Source organism: Geodermatophilus sp. SYSU D01045, assembly GCF_054050295.1.
Genome location: NZ_JBJGZB010000023.1, coordinates 1 through 14105, shown reverse-complemented (window position 1 = coordinate 14105; position 14105 = coordinate 1). Strand labels below are relative to the sequence as shown.

At 75.0% G+C, this 14105-nt stretch carries 12 protein-coding genes; 7 read left to right on the top strand and 5 right to left on the bottom strand.

The genetic code is table 11. The annotated features are described in order from the left end of the window. Window positions 1-8: 8 nt before the first annotated feature. Complete coding sequence (locus ACI798_RS17945) at window positions 9-1229, bottom strand: substrate-binding domain-containing protein (protein WP_457048566.1); 1221 nt, start codon at window positions 1227-1229, stop codon at window positions 9-11. Between the two features lie 202 nt (window positions 1230-1431). Here ACI798_RS17945 and ACI798_RS17940 point away from each other — a divergent pair, with 202 nt between their 5' ends. Beyond that, window positions 1432-2271, top strand: coding sequence for a tyrosine-protein phosphatase (locus ACI798_RS17940; RefSeq protein WP_456942351.1), 840 nt, complete (start codon window positions 1432-1434; stop codon window positions 2269-2271). 222 nt (window positions 2272-2493) lie between these two features. On the opposite strand, the gene ACI798_RS17935 is transcribed toward ACI798_RS17940, so the two are convergent. Next, window positions 2494-2691 (bottom strand): hypothetical protein, encoded by a 198-nt coding sequence (locus ACI798_RS17935; protein WP_456942350.1) that lies wholly within the window; start codon window positions 2689-2691, stop codon window positions 2494-2496. Between the two features lie 713 nt (window positions 2692-3404). On the opposite strand from ACI798_RS17935, the gene ACI798_RS17930 reads away from it, so the two are divergent. Together ACI798_RS17930 and ACI798_RS17925 are read left to right on the top strand one after the other, a co-directional pair. After that, window positions 3405-3761, top strand: coding sequence for a hypothetical protein (locus tag ACI798_RS17930; protein WP_457048565.1), 357 nt, complete (start codon window positions 3405-3407; stop codon window positions 3759-3761). A 229-nt stretch (window positions 3762-3990) separates the two neighbouring features. Beyond that, window positions 3991-5211, top strand: coding sequence for an epoxide hydrolase family protein (locus ACI798_RS17925; RefSeq protein ID WP_456942348.1), 1221 nt, complete (start codon window positions 3991-3993; stop codon window positions 5209-5211). Window positions 5212-5296: 85 nt separating this feature from the next. Here the strand turns inward: ACI798_RS17925 and ACI798_RS17920 are convergent, their stop codons facing one another. The 3 genes from ACI798_RS17920 to ACI798_RS17910 all read right to left on the bottom strand — a co-directional run bounded on the left by ACI798_RS17920 (window position 5297) and on the right by ACI798_RS17910 (window position 9555). Beyond that, on the bottom strand, window positions 5297-7387 hold the full coding sequence (locus ACI798_RS17920; RefSeq protein ID WP_456942347.1) for a diguanylate cyclase domain-containing protein: 2091 nt from the start codon (window positions 7385-7387) through the stop codon (window positions 5297-5299). A 162-nt stretch (window positions 7388-7549) separates the two neighbouring features. Further along, complete coding sequence (locus tag ACI798_RS17915) at window positions 7550-7702, bottom strand: hypothetical protein (protein ID WP_456927398.1); 153 nt, start codon at window positions 7700-7702, stop codon at window positions 7550-7552. 170 nt (window positions 7703-7872) lie between these two features. Further along, a complete protein-coding gene (locus tag ACI798_RS17910; protein WP_457048564.1) occupies window positions 7873-9555 on the bottom strand; it encodes a putative PEP-binding protein in 1683 nt (560 codons plus the stop codon). Between the two features lie 167 nt (window positions 9556-9722). Here ACI798_RS17910 and ACI798_RS17905 point away from each other — a divergent pair, with 167 nt between their 5' ends. From ACI798_RS17905 to ACI798_RS17890, 4 genes are read left to right on the top strand one after another with little or no spacing between them, the layout of a single operon-like run. Next, window positions 9723-10514, top strand: a complete 792-nt coding sequence (locus tag ACI798_RS17905; protein ID WP_457048563.1) for a DeoR/GlpR family DNA-binding transcription regulator — start codon at window positions 9723-9725, stop codon at window positions 10512-10514. Next, window positions 10511-11521 (top strand): 1-phosphofructokinase family hexose kinase, encoded by a 1011-nt coding sequence (locus ACI798_RS17900; RefSeq protein ID WP_456942344.1) that lies wholly within the window; start codon window positions 10511-10513, stop codon window positions 11519-11521. Before ACI798_RS17905 ends, ACI798_RS17900 begins: the two co-directional genes overlap by 4 nt. Window positions 11522-11539: 18 nt before the next feature. Continuing rightward, window positions 11540-13681, top strand: a complete 2142-nt coding sequence (locus tag ACI798_RS17895) for a PTS fructose transporter subunit IIABC (RefSeq protein ID WP_457048562.1) — start codon at window positions 11540-11542, stop codon at window positions 13679-13681. 53 nt (window positions 13682-13734) lie between these two features. After that, window positions 13735-13995, top strand: a complete 261-nt coding sequence (locus tag ACI798_RS17890; RefSeq protein ID WP_457048561.1) for an HPr family phosphocarrier protein — start codon at window positions 13735-13737, stop codon at window positions 13993-13995. Window positions 13996-14105 lie beyond the last annotated feature (110 nt).

Genomic DNA, 14105 nt, shown 5'->3' with positions numbered 1-14105 from the left:
CGCCCGGGTCAGGAGGTGGCGACCGGCGGCGCGGTGGCCTCCGGGTCGAGGGTCTCGACCAGCACCGGGACGAGCTGGTCGCCCTGCTGCTCCAGGCGGGCCTGGAACATCGGCTGCAGGAGCGCGTGGTCCTCCTCGCGGATGGTCAGCTCGCCCTTGACGCCGTCGAACTGCCAGCCCTCGAGCGCGTCGACCATGGCGCCGACGTCGTCGCCGCCCTCCTGGAGCGCGTGCACCACCATCTGCGCGGCGGTGAAGCCGTCCGGGGTGAACAGGTCGACCGTGCCGCCGGCCTCCTCGACCCGCTCGGTCATCGCCTGGCTGACCTCGTTGTCCACGGCCTCGGCGAAGAAGTGCGACAGGTAGTCGATCTGCGTGGCCTGCGCGCCGTAGGTGGCGTAGCTGGCGCGGATGTCCAGGCCGGTGACGACGGTGGTGGAGTCGAGCACGCCCTGCTGGCCCATCGCCTGCCACATGGCCGGCGCGGTCTCCCCGGCCCAGGCGACGAAGACTAGGTCGGCGCCGGCGTCGCGGGCCTGCGAGGCGAACGGCGTGAAGTCGGTGGCGCTGGCCGGCACCAGCAGCGGGGTGACGGTGGCCCCGGCCTCGCCGAGGACGGCGGTCACGGCGCCGACGTTGGCCTGGCCGAAGGCGCTGTCCTGGGCGAAGACCAGCACGTCCTTGCCCTGCGCGTCCCCGATGAACGACTGCGCGGTGAGGATGTCCTGGTAGGTCTGCCGGCCCGACCGGAAGGTGTTGTCGTTGACGCCGGTGACCGCGTCGGTGGCGGCCGGCCCGGAGATGAACAGGACGTCGTTCTGCTCGGCCAGCGGCGCGACCTGGGTCGCCACGCCCGAGGCGGTGGACCCGGCCAGCACCCGCACGCCCTGGCCGATGAGGTCGGTGGCCTCGGCGACGGCCTTGGCCGGGTCGCCGGCGTCGTCGCGCTCGACGACCTCGATCGGCCGGCCGTCGACCTCGCCGGTGCCGTCGGTGGCGTAGTCCAGGCCGGCCTCGAAGCCCTGCAGGTACTGCTCGCCGTAGGTGGCCAGCGGCCCGGTGGAGGAGAACACGAGCCCGACCCGGATCGGCTCGCCCTCGCCGCCGCCGTCCCCGCCGCTCCCGCCCGAGGAGGCGGCGGTGGGGCTGCCGCAGGCGGCGACCGAGAGGGCAAGCGCGGCGCCCGTGGCGAGGACGGCGGTCCGGGACCGGTGGCGGGGACGCGACATGGCGAACTCCTCGGGGGTGTGCGACGGTGCACGGTTGCTGCTCCGGACGGTCCCGTCCGGCGTGGTCTGGACCACACCGTAGGGAGCCGCTCACGGGCTGCCCATGTCGGTGACCTCCACAGCCACACCCGCCCCTGTGGTGAGCGAGCACACGTCCCCGGCCGGCACGGGCCGTTCACCAGGGGGCCGTACCGTCGGACGGGTGACCTCGACCTCCGGTGACGTGCGCACCGACCGCTGGCTGCGGCTCGACGGGACGACCAACACGCGCGACCTGGGCGGCCTGCCCACCACCGACGGCGGCACCACCGCGTTCGGCCGCGTGCTGCGCAGCGACAACCTGCAGACCCTCAGCGACGACGACGTCCGGCGGCTGGTGGAGGACCTGGGCGTGCGCGAGGTGATCGACCTGCGCACCACGGCCGAGGTGCTGCTCGAGGGTCGCGGCCCGCTGCGCGCGGTCGCGGAGGTCACGCACCGGCACTTCAGCCTGCTGCCCGAGCGGGGCCACCACACCGACGTGTTCGCCGTCGAGGAGGACGAGGTCCCCGACCTGCCGGCCGACTGGGCCGAGACGGTGCTGCCGCGGCAGACCACCGAGGCCGACGAGGTCGAGCCGCCCGCGGTGCGCTCCTACCTCGGCTACCTGCACCACCGCCCCGAGAACGTGCTGGCGGCGCTGCGGGCGATCATCGCGAGCGACGGCGCGGCGGTCGTGCACTGCGCCGCGGGCAAGGACCGCACCGGCGTCGTCGCGATGTTCTCCCTGGCCGCGGCCGGGGTGCCCGACGAGGAGATCGTCGCCGACTACGCGCTGACCGCCGAGGTCATCGAGGCCCTGGTGGCGAAGCTGCGGCGGTCGCCGACGTACGCCGACGACATGACCCGCCGCGACGTCGCCAGCCACACGCCGCGGGCGGCGACCATGCAACGGCTGCTGGAGATCCTGGGCGAGCGGCACGGCGGGCCGCTGGGCTGGCTCGACGAGCACGGCTTCGGCGCCGCCGAGCAGGCCGCGCTGCGCGCGAGGCTCCGCGACTGACGCCGTTCCCGAGATCCTGAGCGGGCAGCGCGGGGTGTGTTCCAGCTCCGGATCGACCACTCAGGGGACACCGGCGACAGGCGTGAGCCCGTCCGACCGAGGGGCCAGAGACCAGATCCTGTCCTGCGGATCAGGCGGGCCGTCGCTACTGCAGGTGTCTCTGAGCGGCCCACTCAGGGACAGACCCTGGACGGTCAAGCAGAGCGCGGTGTGGCCACGAATTCATCCGGGGTCGCTCTTGCGCGCGAGCAGGACCAGGCCGGCCACCCCGAGCCCGATCGCGATGCCGGAGCACGCGATGACGATGAGCCCGATGGCCATACGCCCTTCCTCGAACCCGGGAACGCCGAGGCCGAGCATGACGACGAATCCGACCACGTCCGACAGCACACAACTGGCGTAGCCGATCCTGGTCACCACGGCAGGCACGTTCCCGGATCACCACCCCTGGACCGGCAACCTCGTTCCTCCAGGTCAGCGACCTGGAGGCGGACTGGCACGGAGGCACGGGCTGTCGACGAAGCTGCCTTCAGGGGGACCTCTAGCGGACGTTGTCGAGGCTGCTCGTCGGCCGGTGTGTCCCGAGCGGCCCACACATCTACTTCGGCGAGTCCGGGAGCGGCGGCGTGGATGCTACGGAGCAGCGGGCGAGGGGCCTCCGACTCTGGAGGCGGGAGGTCCCGAGACGTAGCGTCCCTCATGGCCAAGAAGCCCGTGGTGTGCCGACTCGGGGTCCATTCTTCCGTGTACGCGCATCCTCGCGACGAGCACCAGGGGCCGGATCAATACCGAGAGCAGGTGTGCCGTCGCTGCGGCAAGGGTCGCGACGATCACATCCTCGCCCTTCCGCGAAACTCTCCGCCAGGCCTTGGGCCAACCATCTTCGGCTGATCGTGCTGAGGCTTTCAGACAGCAGTGAGCCCCGCCGTCGTGATGAACTGGCGGGGTGCCGCCCACGGGGAGGGCGATGACCTGGCCGGGCAAGAGACACCCCGGATCCGCCTCCCCGGAACGCACCGGTCCAACTGACGTTCACCGATCCGTCGGTCACCGGGTGTGTCCCCAAGCGGCCCATCAAGGGACACGCCTACGCGACGATCTAGGGCCCACTTCGCTGCCGGCAGTGTGTGTGCATGAGCGAGCGGCACCGCCACACGCGGCCTGACTGGCCGCTGCTGATCGGCTCCCTCCCGCTCGTGTGCTTCTTGACCACCCTTGGCAGCTTCGGTGCCTGGTTCGGGCTGATGACCCAGTGCACCAACACCTACGACTGCACCACAACCAGTTGCGTCCCATGCCGCGAGACCAGTACCTGGCTGAACATCGGCTGGGCTGTACAGAGCGTGCTACTGCTGATCGGCACGGCCCTGGCTGTCCTCGGTGCACGCCGGCTCCACCTGCGCGCGGTCCGGCTGGCTGCCCTGCTCCTCGGCCGGGGGAGCATCCTGCTGTTCGCCGTCACCACCTCACTCGCCGGCCTCAGCTTCTAAGCCCGTGTCCCCAAGCGGCCCACTCAAGGACACCTGGCCGAGGACACCTGGCCGCCCTCAGCGAGAGCGTGCCGACAGGCCGGGATGGGCAATTCGTCTCTACTGCCACCGCGATGGCCAGGGCCAGAGTGGTCACGTCCTGGAAGCCCGAATCTCCGCCGGTGCTGCTGTGCGCTCGCGGCTCCGTCTCGGTCTGCGACTTCCCCCGCATCCGCATCGAGGACAGGCCATGACCACAGTCGAACAACGAGCCGGCATCCGTCCGTTCCACGTGGAGGTCCCGGAGGAGGCGCTGGCCGACCTGCGCCGCCGCCTCGCGGCGACGCGCTGGCCGTCCCGGGAGCTGGTCGAGGACCGCTCCCAGGGCGTGCAGTTGGCGACGATGCAGGCGCTGGCCCGCTACTGGGCGACCGACTACGACCTGCGCCGGGTCGAGGCCAGGCTGAACGCGGTGCCGCAGTTCACCACCGAGATCGACGGAGTGGACATCCACTTCATCCACGTCAGGTCACGGCACGAGAACGCGTTGCCACTGATCATGACGCACGGCTGGCCCGGCTCGGTCATCGAGCTGCTGGAGACCGTCGGCCCGCTGACCGACCCCACCGCGCACGGCGGCGCCCCCGAGGACGCCTTCCACCTGGTGCTGCCGTCGCTGCCCGGCTACGGCTTCTCGGGCGAGCCGACCGAGCTCGGCTGGGATGCCGGCCGCACCGCGCTCGCCTGGGCGGAGCTGATGCGTCGCCTCGGCTACACCCGCTACGTCGCGCAGGGCGGCGATCTGGGCGCCATCGTCACTGATGTGATGGCCCGCCAGGCACCCGAGGGGCTGGTAGGCATCCACACGAACTTCCTCGTGACGGTGCTGGCCGACCCCCCGCCGGAGGAGTCCGAGCAAGAACGCGCGGCTGCGGCTGCACTCGCCGAGTTCCAGGCCACCGGCTTCGCCTACTTCCTGGAGATGACCAATCGGCCGCAGACGATTGGCTACGCCCTGCTGGATTCACCCGTCGCCCTGGCGGCCTGGATGCTCGACCACGACACCGACAGCTACTACAAGATCTCCCGCGCCTTCCTCGACGGGCAGCCCGTGGGCAACCTCACGCGCGAGCACATCGTCGACAACATCACGCTGTACTGGCTGACGGGCACCGGGGCCTCGGCCGCCCGGTGGTACTGGGAGTTCGGACGGTTCGTGGCCGCAGCCCAGGCGTCCGGCCAGGCTCCTCCTGAGGTCTCGGTTCCGGTCGGCTTCACCACCTTCCCTGGTGAGATCTGGCGTACTTCGCGCAGCTGGGCCGAGAGGAGCTACCCCAACCTCACCTACTTCAACGAGGTCGACAGGGGCGGCCACTTCGCCGCCTGGGAGGAGCCGGCGCTCTTCACCTCCGAGGTGCGGGCCGCGTTCCGCCCGCTGCACACATCGGCGATCCCCGAGCCGCGTCGCTGATCATCGCCCGGCTTCAGGGCCACGACCTGTCCCTGAGGCCGCCTCCAGAGACAGCGGCCAGCCCGCAAGATCCGCAGGACAGGCCCTAGTCCGCCGTCCGCGGGGCCGGGGCCGGCGGGCGGTCGCGGTGCTTGTGCCGGTACATGGCCGCGTCCGCCTCGCGCAGCAGCCGCTCGGCGTCGCCGCCGGGGCCGGTGTGCACGGCGACGCCGGTGCTCGTGCCGACCGCCGCGGGCACGCCGTCGAGCCGGAACGGCTCGGTGAAGGCCGCCGCCACCCGGCCGACGACCGCCTCGGCGTCGGCCGGTGCGGCCAGCCGGGGCAGCAGGACCGCGAACTCGTCGCCGCTGAGCCGGCCGACGGTGTCACCGGGGCGCACCGCGGCCCGCAGCCGGGCCGACACCTGGCGCAGCAGCTCGTCGCCGGCCGCGTGGCCGAGGGTGTCGTTGACCGCCTTGAACCGGTCGAGGTCGCAGAACAGCACGCCGACGGAGCCGGTGGGGGCGACGGCGGCGAGCGCGGCGGCCAGCCGGTCGCGGAACAGCACCCGGTTGGGCAGGCCGGTGAGCGCGTCGTGGGTGGCCTGGTGCCGGACGGTCTCCAGCAGCCGGGCCTTCTGCAGCGCGGTGGAGGCCTGGTCGCCGACACCGCGCAGCCGGGCGAGGACGTCGGCGTCGAGGGCCTGGCTGACCTCGCCGTCGGCCCAGCTGGCGGTGACCACGCCGAGGAACGTGGTGCCGGCGAGCAGCGGGACGGCGACGACGTCGGTGAGGTGCATGGCGGCGAGCAGGTCGCGCATCGGGGCGCTGGCGCCGGTCGCGCTGACCACGCGGGGCTCGCGGTCGGTGAGGATGCCGAAGACCTCGGGCACGTCCCCGGCCCGCAGGGTCGCCGACCGCAGGACCTCCTCCTGCCCCGGGGACAGCCCGGCACAGGACTCCGCCCGCAGGACGCCGCCGGCCGGGTCCCACAGCAGGACGCCGGAGCTGCCGCAGCCCACGATCCCGGGCAGCGCCCGGGCGACCACGGCGCAGACCTCCGCCGCCCCGCCCGCCTGGGCCAGGCCGTGGGCCAGCTCCAGGAGGGCGCCGGCCCGGCGGGCCTCGAGCCGGCTGTCCTCGAGGGCCAGCACGAGGTCGAGGGCGGCCGCGGCGTGGCCGGCGTAGGCGGCGAGCATGGACCGCTCGTCGCCGAGGCCGCCGTCGCCGGGGCGGTGGAGCGCGGCCAGCCGGCCGTGGGTCCGGCGGGCGGAGGCGACGTCGACGGTGACCGCGCCGGGGCCCAGGTCGTCGCCGGCGAGCAGCCGCGCGACCAGCGGCGGCACCTCGTCGGGGGCCAGGCCCGAGCTGTGCACGAGCGGGGCGCCGCCGCGCGGGGAGGAGACGGCGAGCAGGTAGGCGGGGGCGAGGACGGCGGCGGCCGCGCGGTCGACGATCCGCCGCAGGACGGTCTCGAGGTCCCCGCCCTCGACCAGGTCGGTGGCCGCCGACTGCAGGCTGCGGACCTGCTGGCGCAGCGCGACGAGCTCGGGGTCGGCGGCGTCCGGGCCGCGGCGCCGGCGCGGCCACCGGCCGCGGCGCTCCCAGGTCAGGTGGTAGACGCAGGCCGCAGCACCGGAGGACTCGCACTCCTCGTGGACGACGGCGGCCGGGGCCAGGCCGAAGATGGTCGGCACCATGCTGATCAGCCCGCGCGCGTAGTCGCAGTCCAGCCGCGAGTGCACGTACCCCTCGTGCAGCCGGTAGCGCAGCGTCGCGGACGTGGCGTCGGACCGGAGCACCTCCATCGTGGAGGTGGTGGAGAAGTTGGCGACCGCGCGCGGCAGCCGGGCGAACACCTGCCGCGGTGAGCCCATGGCCCGCACGAGGACGACCAGGCTGGGGTTCATCCCGGTGCGCAGGGACTCCGCGCCGAGGCGGTACATGGCGCCGGGGTCGCCGAGGACCTCGGTGGCCGCGGCGAACAGGCGGATCCGGGTGTCGTAGCTGGTCCACGTCGCGGGCCGGGACAGCTCGGCGGCCGTGAACGGCACGCCCGCGCGGCGCAGGACCTCCTCGACCGCCTCGTCGCCGGCCTGCTGGCGGACGAAGGCGAGGACCAGCCCGGTGGTGGCACCCGACGTCTCACGGGCCTCCACCGGTGGGACGGTCCCGTCCGCGGGTCCTGCTGCGCTCACGCCGGGACGATCGGCAGGCGGGGCCGCCGGGTTGAGCGGGGCGGTGAGGTCCGGGGCGCCGCTCCCCCGTGCGGGGGAGCCCCCCCCCGGACAGCAGTCGGCCCCGGGCTGCGGAGGCAGACCGGGGCCGTGCAGGTACGCCGCCCAGGAGGCGGCCCGCCGTCAGAACCCGCGCGTGTAGAACGAGTTGCTGTTGGCCATGGTGAGCAGCTCGTCGCGCATCGCCGGGCTGCTGCTGCGGGCGAGGGCCCGGTCGATGGCCCGCCGCGTGCGAGCCGCCTGCCGACGCTGCCGCCAGGTGGTCCCGATGGACATGTCCGTGTCTCCTCTTCGGTGCTCTTCGTCGTCGTGCACCTGTAGTAAAGCAGGTGAGGCCGCGAGTATTCCGAAGGATCACAGGGCGTGTCAGCAGATGTCCGACGATCGTTCACCCCAGAGGGTGGGATCGGTCACGATGCGACGGCGTCCGGCCGCCGGCACCGGCGTCAGGCGCGGGCGAGCACCGCCCGGGCGGCGGCCCGGCCGGTCCGCGGGTCGTCGGCGGCCAGCGCGGCGGCCGCGGCCTCCCGGCAGGCGGCGAGGTCGACCGTGGCCAGCCGCGCGCCGACCCCGGCGACGGCGGAGCCGGCGCAGGACAGCGAGGTGACGCCGAGGCCGACGAGGACGCAGGCGAGCAGCGGGTCGGCGGCGGCCTCGCCGCAGACGCCGACCGGCTTGCCGGCCCGCCGGCCCGCGGCCGCGGTCAGCTCCACCAGCGCCAGCAGCGCCGGCTGCCACGGGTCGGTGAGGTCGGCCAGGTCGGCGGAGAGCCGGTCGGCGGCCAGCGCGTACTGCGACAGGTCGTTGGTGCCGATGGACAGGAAGTCGACGTGCCGGAGCACCCGGTCGGCCAGCAGCGCCGCCGAGGGCACCTCGACCATGACGCCGGGTACCAGCCCCCGCTCGCGCACCCGGGCGGCGAAGTCCGCGGCCTCGCCCTCGGTGGCCACCATGGGCGCCATCACCCAGGGCGTGGCACCGGTGCGGCGGGCGGCCTCGGCGACGGCGTCGAGTTGGCGGTCGAGCAGGCCGGGGTCGCGGCGGGCCACCCGCAGACCGCGGACGCCGAGCGCGGGGTTGGCCTCCTCGGGCGGCGTCGCGAACTCCAGCGGCTTGTCCGAGCCGGCGTCGAGGGTGCGCAGGACGACCCGGCGGCCGGCCGCGGCCTCGAGGACGTCGGCGTAGCCGCGCGCCTGCTCCTCGACGGTCGGCTCGGCGGCCCGGCCGAGGAAGGCGAGCTCGGTGCGGAACAGACCGACACCCTCGGCGTGCGCGGCCAACGCCGCCCGGGTGCCGTCGCCGTCCTGCACGTTGGCCAGCACGGGCACCGGGACGCCGTCGCGCGTGGCGGCCGGCCCCTGGTAGGCGGCCAGGGCCTCGGCCGCGCGGCGGGCGGCGTCGAGCTGGCCGGCGGCCACCGCCGGGTCCGGGTCGACGGTGACGGTGCCCTCCTCGGCGTCGAGCAGGACGGTCGCGCCGGCGGGGACGGCGTCCAGGCCCTCGACCGCGACGACGAGGGGCAGGCCCAGCTGGCGGGCGATGATCGCGGTGTGGCTGGTGGTCCCGCCCAGGCGGGTGGCCAGCCCGACGATGCGGGCGGGGTCGAGGCCGGCGGTGTCGGCCGGGGCGAGGTCGTCGGCGAGCAGGACCGAGGGCTGCGCGGGCGCGGGGACGCCGGGCTCGCCCTGGCCGGTCAGCTCGGCGACGACGCGGTCGCGGACGTCGCGCACGTCGGTCACCCGCTCGGCCATGACGCCGCCGAGCGAGGTGAAGACGTCGACGAACTGTTGTGCGGCCTGCACCGTCGCCACCGCGGCGGGGACGCCGGTGCCGATCCGCTGCTCCACCGCGCCGAGCAGCCCGCGGTCGCGCGCCATCCCGGCGGTCGCCGACAGCACCTCGGCCGTCATCCCGGTCGCCGCGGCGGCCCGGTCGGCCAGGCGGCCCGCGACCGTCTCGGCGGCCGCGGTGAAGCGCGCCCGCTCCTCCTCCCGTGCCGGCTCCGGCAGCTCGTCGAACGCCTCGGCGGGCAGCCGGACGGCGCCGGAGGGGCGGACGACGGGGCCGAGGACCACGCCGGGGACGACCGGGGTCCCGGTGAGGACGGTGCTGGCGGCGGTGGTGGACATGCGGACCTCGCGTGGGTCGGAGGGATGTCGGTCGGGGACCTCGTCGTCCGTCGGTGACCACAATCACGAAAACGTGTTGACTTGTCAACGTAACCAACGTACAACCACAAAGACACAAGCCCGTTCCCACACGTTCGGGCACTGCCGCCGGTCTTCTCAGGATGCCGGTGACCACCGAGGGGGGTCGACGGGTGTACGCCGAGGAGCGCCAGCAGGCCATCGCCACGCTGGTCGCCGAGCAGGGGCGGATCGCGGTCACCGCGGTGGCCGAGCAGTTCGGGGTCACCACCGAGACGGTGCGCCGGGACCTCGCCGTCCTCGAGCGGGCCGGCGTCCTGCGGCGCGTGCACGGCGGCGCCGTGCCCGCCGGGTCGCTCACGCTCATGGAGACGGCGCTGGCCGAGCGCAACGCCACCCGTGCCGAGGCCAAGCGCAAGATCGCCTCGGCGGCGCTGGACCTGCTGCCCGGCCGCGGCGGCAGCCTGCTGCTCGACGGCGGCAGCACCACCGCCGCGCTGGCCGAGGTCCTGCCGGTCGACCGGTCGCTGTTCGTGGCCACCAACGCGGTGCCGATCGCCGCCCGGCTGGCCAACGCGCCGGGTGTGACGCTGCACCTGCTCGGCGGCCGGGTCCGCGGGCTCACCCAGTGCGCGGTCGGCGAGACGCCGGTGCGGGCGCTGGCCGAGCTGCGGGTCGACGTCGCGTTCCTCGGCACCAACGGCATCACCCCCGGCCACGGCCTGACCACCCCGGACGAGGCCGAGGCCTCGGTGAAGCGGGCGATGGTGCGCTCCGGGCAGCGGGTGGTCGTGCTGGCCGACAGCAGCAAGCTCGGCCGCGAGCACCTGGTCCGCTTCGCCTCCCTCGACGACGTCGACGTCGTGGTCACCGACGACGGCGCCGACCCCGCGGTCCTCGACGAGCTGGACGCCGCGGGCGTCGAGGTCGTGGTCGCGTGAGCGGGGGACGCGTCGTCACGCTGACGGCCAACCCGAGCCTGGACCGGACGCTGGCCCTCCCCGGCGCGCTGGCCCGCGGCGAGGTCGCCCGCCTGGGTGCGAGCTCCACCGAGCCCGGCGGCAAGGGGGTCAACGTCGCCCGCGCGCTGGCCGCCGCCGGCGCCGACGTCCTCGCCGTCGTGCCCGCCGACCCCACCGACCCGCTGGTCGCCGCGCTGCACGCGCTGGACCTGCCGCTGGTCACCGTGCCCACCGGAGCCCCGGTGCGCACCAACTACTCGCTCACCGAGCCCGACGGCACCACCACCAAGCTGAACGAGCCGGGCACCCCGCTCGACGCCGGCCTGCGCGCCGCGCTCGCCGCCGCCGTGGCCGCGGCCGCCGCGGGCGCGCGCTGGGTGGTGCTGTCCGGCTCGCTGCCGCCCGGCACGCCGGAGGACTGGTACGCCGAGCTGGTCCGCGCCGTCCGGGGCACCGGCGCCCGGGTCGCCGTCGACACCTCCGAGGCGCCGCTGCGGGCGCTGCTCGCCGCCGGTCCGGCGTCCGCGCCGGATCTCCTCAAGCCCAACGCCGAGGAGCTGGCCCAGGTCGCCGGCACGACCGAGGCCGCGCTGCTCGCCGACCCCGCCGTCCTCCTCGCGGCGGTGCGGGCGCTGCACGCCGGCGGCGTCGGCGAGGTGCTACTGACCCTGGGCGGTGCCGGCGCGGTGCTGTCCACCGCCGACGGCGTGTGGTCGGCGCGCGCGCCGCGGATCGCCGTCCGCAGCACCGTCGGGGCCGGCGACTCGAGCCTGGCCGGCCACCTGCTGGCCGACCTGGCCGGCGCCCCGCCCGCCGAGCGGCTGCGCCGCGCGGTCGCCACCGGCTCGGCCGCCGCCGCGCTGCCGGGTTCCGCCGTCCCCACGCCGCAGCAGGTCCACCCGGACGCCGTCGAGGTGTCCCCTGGCCTGCCCGGCACCCCTCCCCACCCCGAGCCCGTCCCGGCCGCCGGCCGCGACGTCCCCTGACGCCCCGGAAGGTCCGTCATGTCCGCACTCATCACGCCCGAGCTGGTCGTCCTCGACGCCGACCTCGGCTCCGACAAGGCCGCGGTCGTCCGCCGGCTGGCCGGCCTGGTGGCCGACGCCGGCCGGGCCACCGGCGCCGAGGCGCTCGCCGGCGACGCGCTCGCCCGCGAGGCGCAGGCCGCCACGGGCCTGCCCGGCGGCATCGCCATCCCGCACTGCCGGTCGGCCGCGGTCACCCAGGCCTCGCTGGCCTTCGCCCGGCTCGCCCCGGGGGTCGACTTCGGCGCCGCGGACGGCCCGGCCGACCTGGTCTTCCTCATCGCCGCGCCCGCCGCCGGGGACGCCGACCACCTCACCCTGCTCTCCGCGCTCGCCCGCGCGCTGGTCCGGCCGGACTTCGTGGCCTCCCTGCGGGCCGCGGGCTCGGCGGAGGACGTCGTCCGGCTGGTCGAGGAGGTCGTCTCCCCGCAGCCCGCGGCCGGCGCGACCGCCGCCCCCTCGGTCCCGGCCCCCGCCACCGCCCCGGCCGCCGCGGCGCCGTCGGCCGCCCCCGCCGACGCTCCTGCCGCCGCCCCGGCCGTGCGGCGGAGGCTGGTCGCCGTCAGCGCCTGCCCGACCGGCATCGCGCACACCTACATGGCCGCCGACAAGCTCACCGCCGCGGCGCAGGCCGCCGGCGTCGACCTGGTGGTCGAGACCCAGGGCTCCTCGGGCGCCACCCCGCTGGACCCGGCGGTCATCCGCGACGCCGAGGCGGTGGTCTTCGCCGTCGACGTCGGCGTCCGGGACCGCGACCGGTTCGCCGGCAAGCCGGTCGTCCAGGCCGGCACCAAGCGCGCCATCAACGACCCCGACGGCATGATCCGCGAGGCGCTGGCCGCCGCCGACGACCCGAACGCCCGCCGCGTGCCCGGTGGCACCGGCGGTGAGGCCGCCGCGGCCGCCCCGGCCGGCCGGCCGAGCACCGGCGCGGAGATCCGCCGCTGGCTGCTCACCGGCGTCAGCTACATGATCCCGTTCGTCGCGGCCGGCGGCCTGCTCATCGCGCTGGGCTACGCCTTCGGCGGATACCAGATCCAGCTCACCGACCCCGATTCCGCGGCAGGGCAGAGCTACGCTCTGAACTGGGTGCTCAACAACAGCTTCCTCGACCTCCCGAGCGCCTCGGGCGTCGAGGGCCTCAACGACGGCTTCCTCGGCTACCTCGGCGCGATCTGCTTCGTGCTGGGAGGGGCGGCCTTCGGCTTCCTGGTGCCGGCGCTGGCCGGCTACATCGCCTACGCGATCGCCGACCGACCCGGCATCGCCCCGGGCTTCATCATCGGGGCGGTCTCGGTGACCATGAGCGCCGGCTTCCTGGGCGGCCTCGTCGGCGGCATCCTCGCCGGCCTGGTAGCCCGGTGGATCGCCTCCTGGCGGCTGCCCGCCGGTGTCCGTGGCCTCCAGCCGGTCGTGATCATCCCGCTGCTGGCCACGCTGATCTCCAGCGGCATCATGGTCGCGCTGCTCGGCCGCCCGCTGGCCGCCGCGCTCGAGGGCCTCGGCAACTGGCTCAACGGCCTGAGCGGCACCTCGGCGGTCCTGCTCGGGATCATCCTCGGCCTGATGATGTGCTTCGACCTCGGCGGCCCGGTCAACAAGGCGGCCTACCTGTTCGCGACGGCCGGCCTGGCCTCGCAGACCAGCGGCTCGCTGGTGATCATGGCCACGGTCATGGCCGCGGGCATGGTCCCGCCGCTGGCGATGGCGCTGTCCACCGCCGTCCGGCCCCGCCTGTACACCCCGGCCGAGCGCGACAACGGCAAGGCCGCCTGGCTGCTGGGCGCCTCGTTCATCTCCGAGGGCGCCATCCCGTTCGCCGCGGCCGACCCGCTGCGGGTCATCCCGTCGATGATGCTCGGCGGGGCCACCACCGGCGCGATCGTCGCCTCCAGCGGCGTGGAGCTGCGGGCGCCCCACGGCGGCATCTTCGTGTTCTTCGCGATGAACAACGTGCTGGTGTTCGTGCTCGCGCTGGTCGCCGGCACTGTGGTCGGCGCCCTGGCGGTCACCATCGCCAAGAGCATCGGCCGACCGAAGGTCGAGGACGTCCCCGAGGACGCCGTCGACCTGGCCCACGCGCACACCGCGACGACCGTCAGCGCGCCCGCACGCGCCTGACACGGCAGGCTCGACCCCACCCACCCACCCCGAGCAGCGAGGACACCCACCCCATGCCCAGTCAGACCGTCACCGTCGGCTCCCGGGTCGGCCTGCACGCCCGCCCCGCCGCGCTCATCGCGGAGGCCGTGGGCAAGGCCGGCGTCCCGGTCACCCTGGCCACTCCTGGAGGCAACCCCATCGACGCCGGCTCACCGCTGATGATCATGACGCTCGGCGCCCAGAAGGGCGCCGAGGTCACCGTGACCAGCGACGACGCCTCCGTGGTCGAGCACATCGCCGGCCTGGTGGCCCAGGACCTCGACGCCGAGTGACCCGACCGGCGGAGTGGGCCGTCTCCGCCGGACGCACCACGGCGGCCGCTCGCTCGGGCGTGGGGGGGGGGGGGGTGCTCCGTGGGGTTCTTGTGGTGCGGGGGGGGGTG

Coding starts and splice junctions, on each gene's coding strand:
- ACI798_RS17945 (WP_457048566.1), bottom strand. CDS start 1,229: ATGTCGCGTCCCCGCCACCGGTCCCGGACCGCCGTCCTCGCCACGGGC.
- ACI798_RS17930 (WP_457048565.1), top strand. CDS start 3,405: ATGAGCGAGCGGCACCGCCACACGCGGCCTGACTGGCCGCTGCTGATC.
- ACI798_RS17925 (WP_456942348.1), top strand. CDS start 3,991: ATGACCACAGTCGAACAACGAGCCGGCATCCGTCCGTTCCACGTGGAG.
- ACI798_RS17915 (WP_456927398.1), bottom strand. CDS start 7,702: ATGTCCATCGGGACCACCTGGCGGCAGCGTCGGCAGGCGGCTCGCACG.
- ACI798_RS17910 (WP_457048564.1), bottom strand. CDS start 9,555: ATGTCCACCACCGCCGCCAGCACCGTCCTCACCGGGACCCCGGTCGTC.
- ACI798_RS17895 (WP_457048562.1), top strand. CDS start 11,540: ATGTCCGCACTCATCACGCCCGAGCTGGTCGTCCTCGACGCCGACCTC.
- ACI798_RS17890 (WP_457048561.1), top strand. CDS start 13,735: ATGCCCAGTCAGACCGTCACCGTCGGCTCCCGGGTCGGCCTGCACGCC.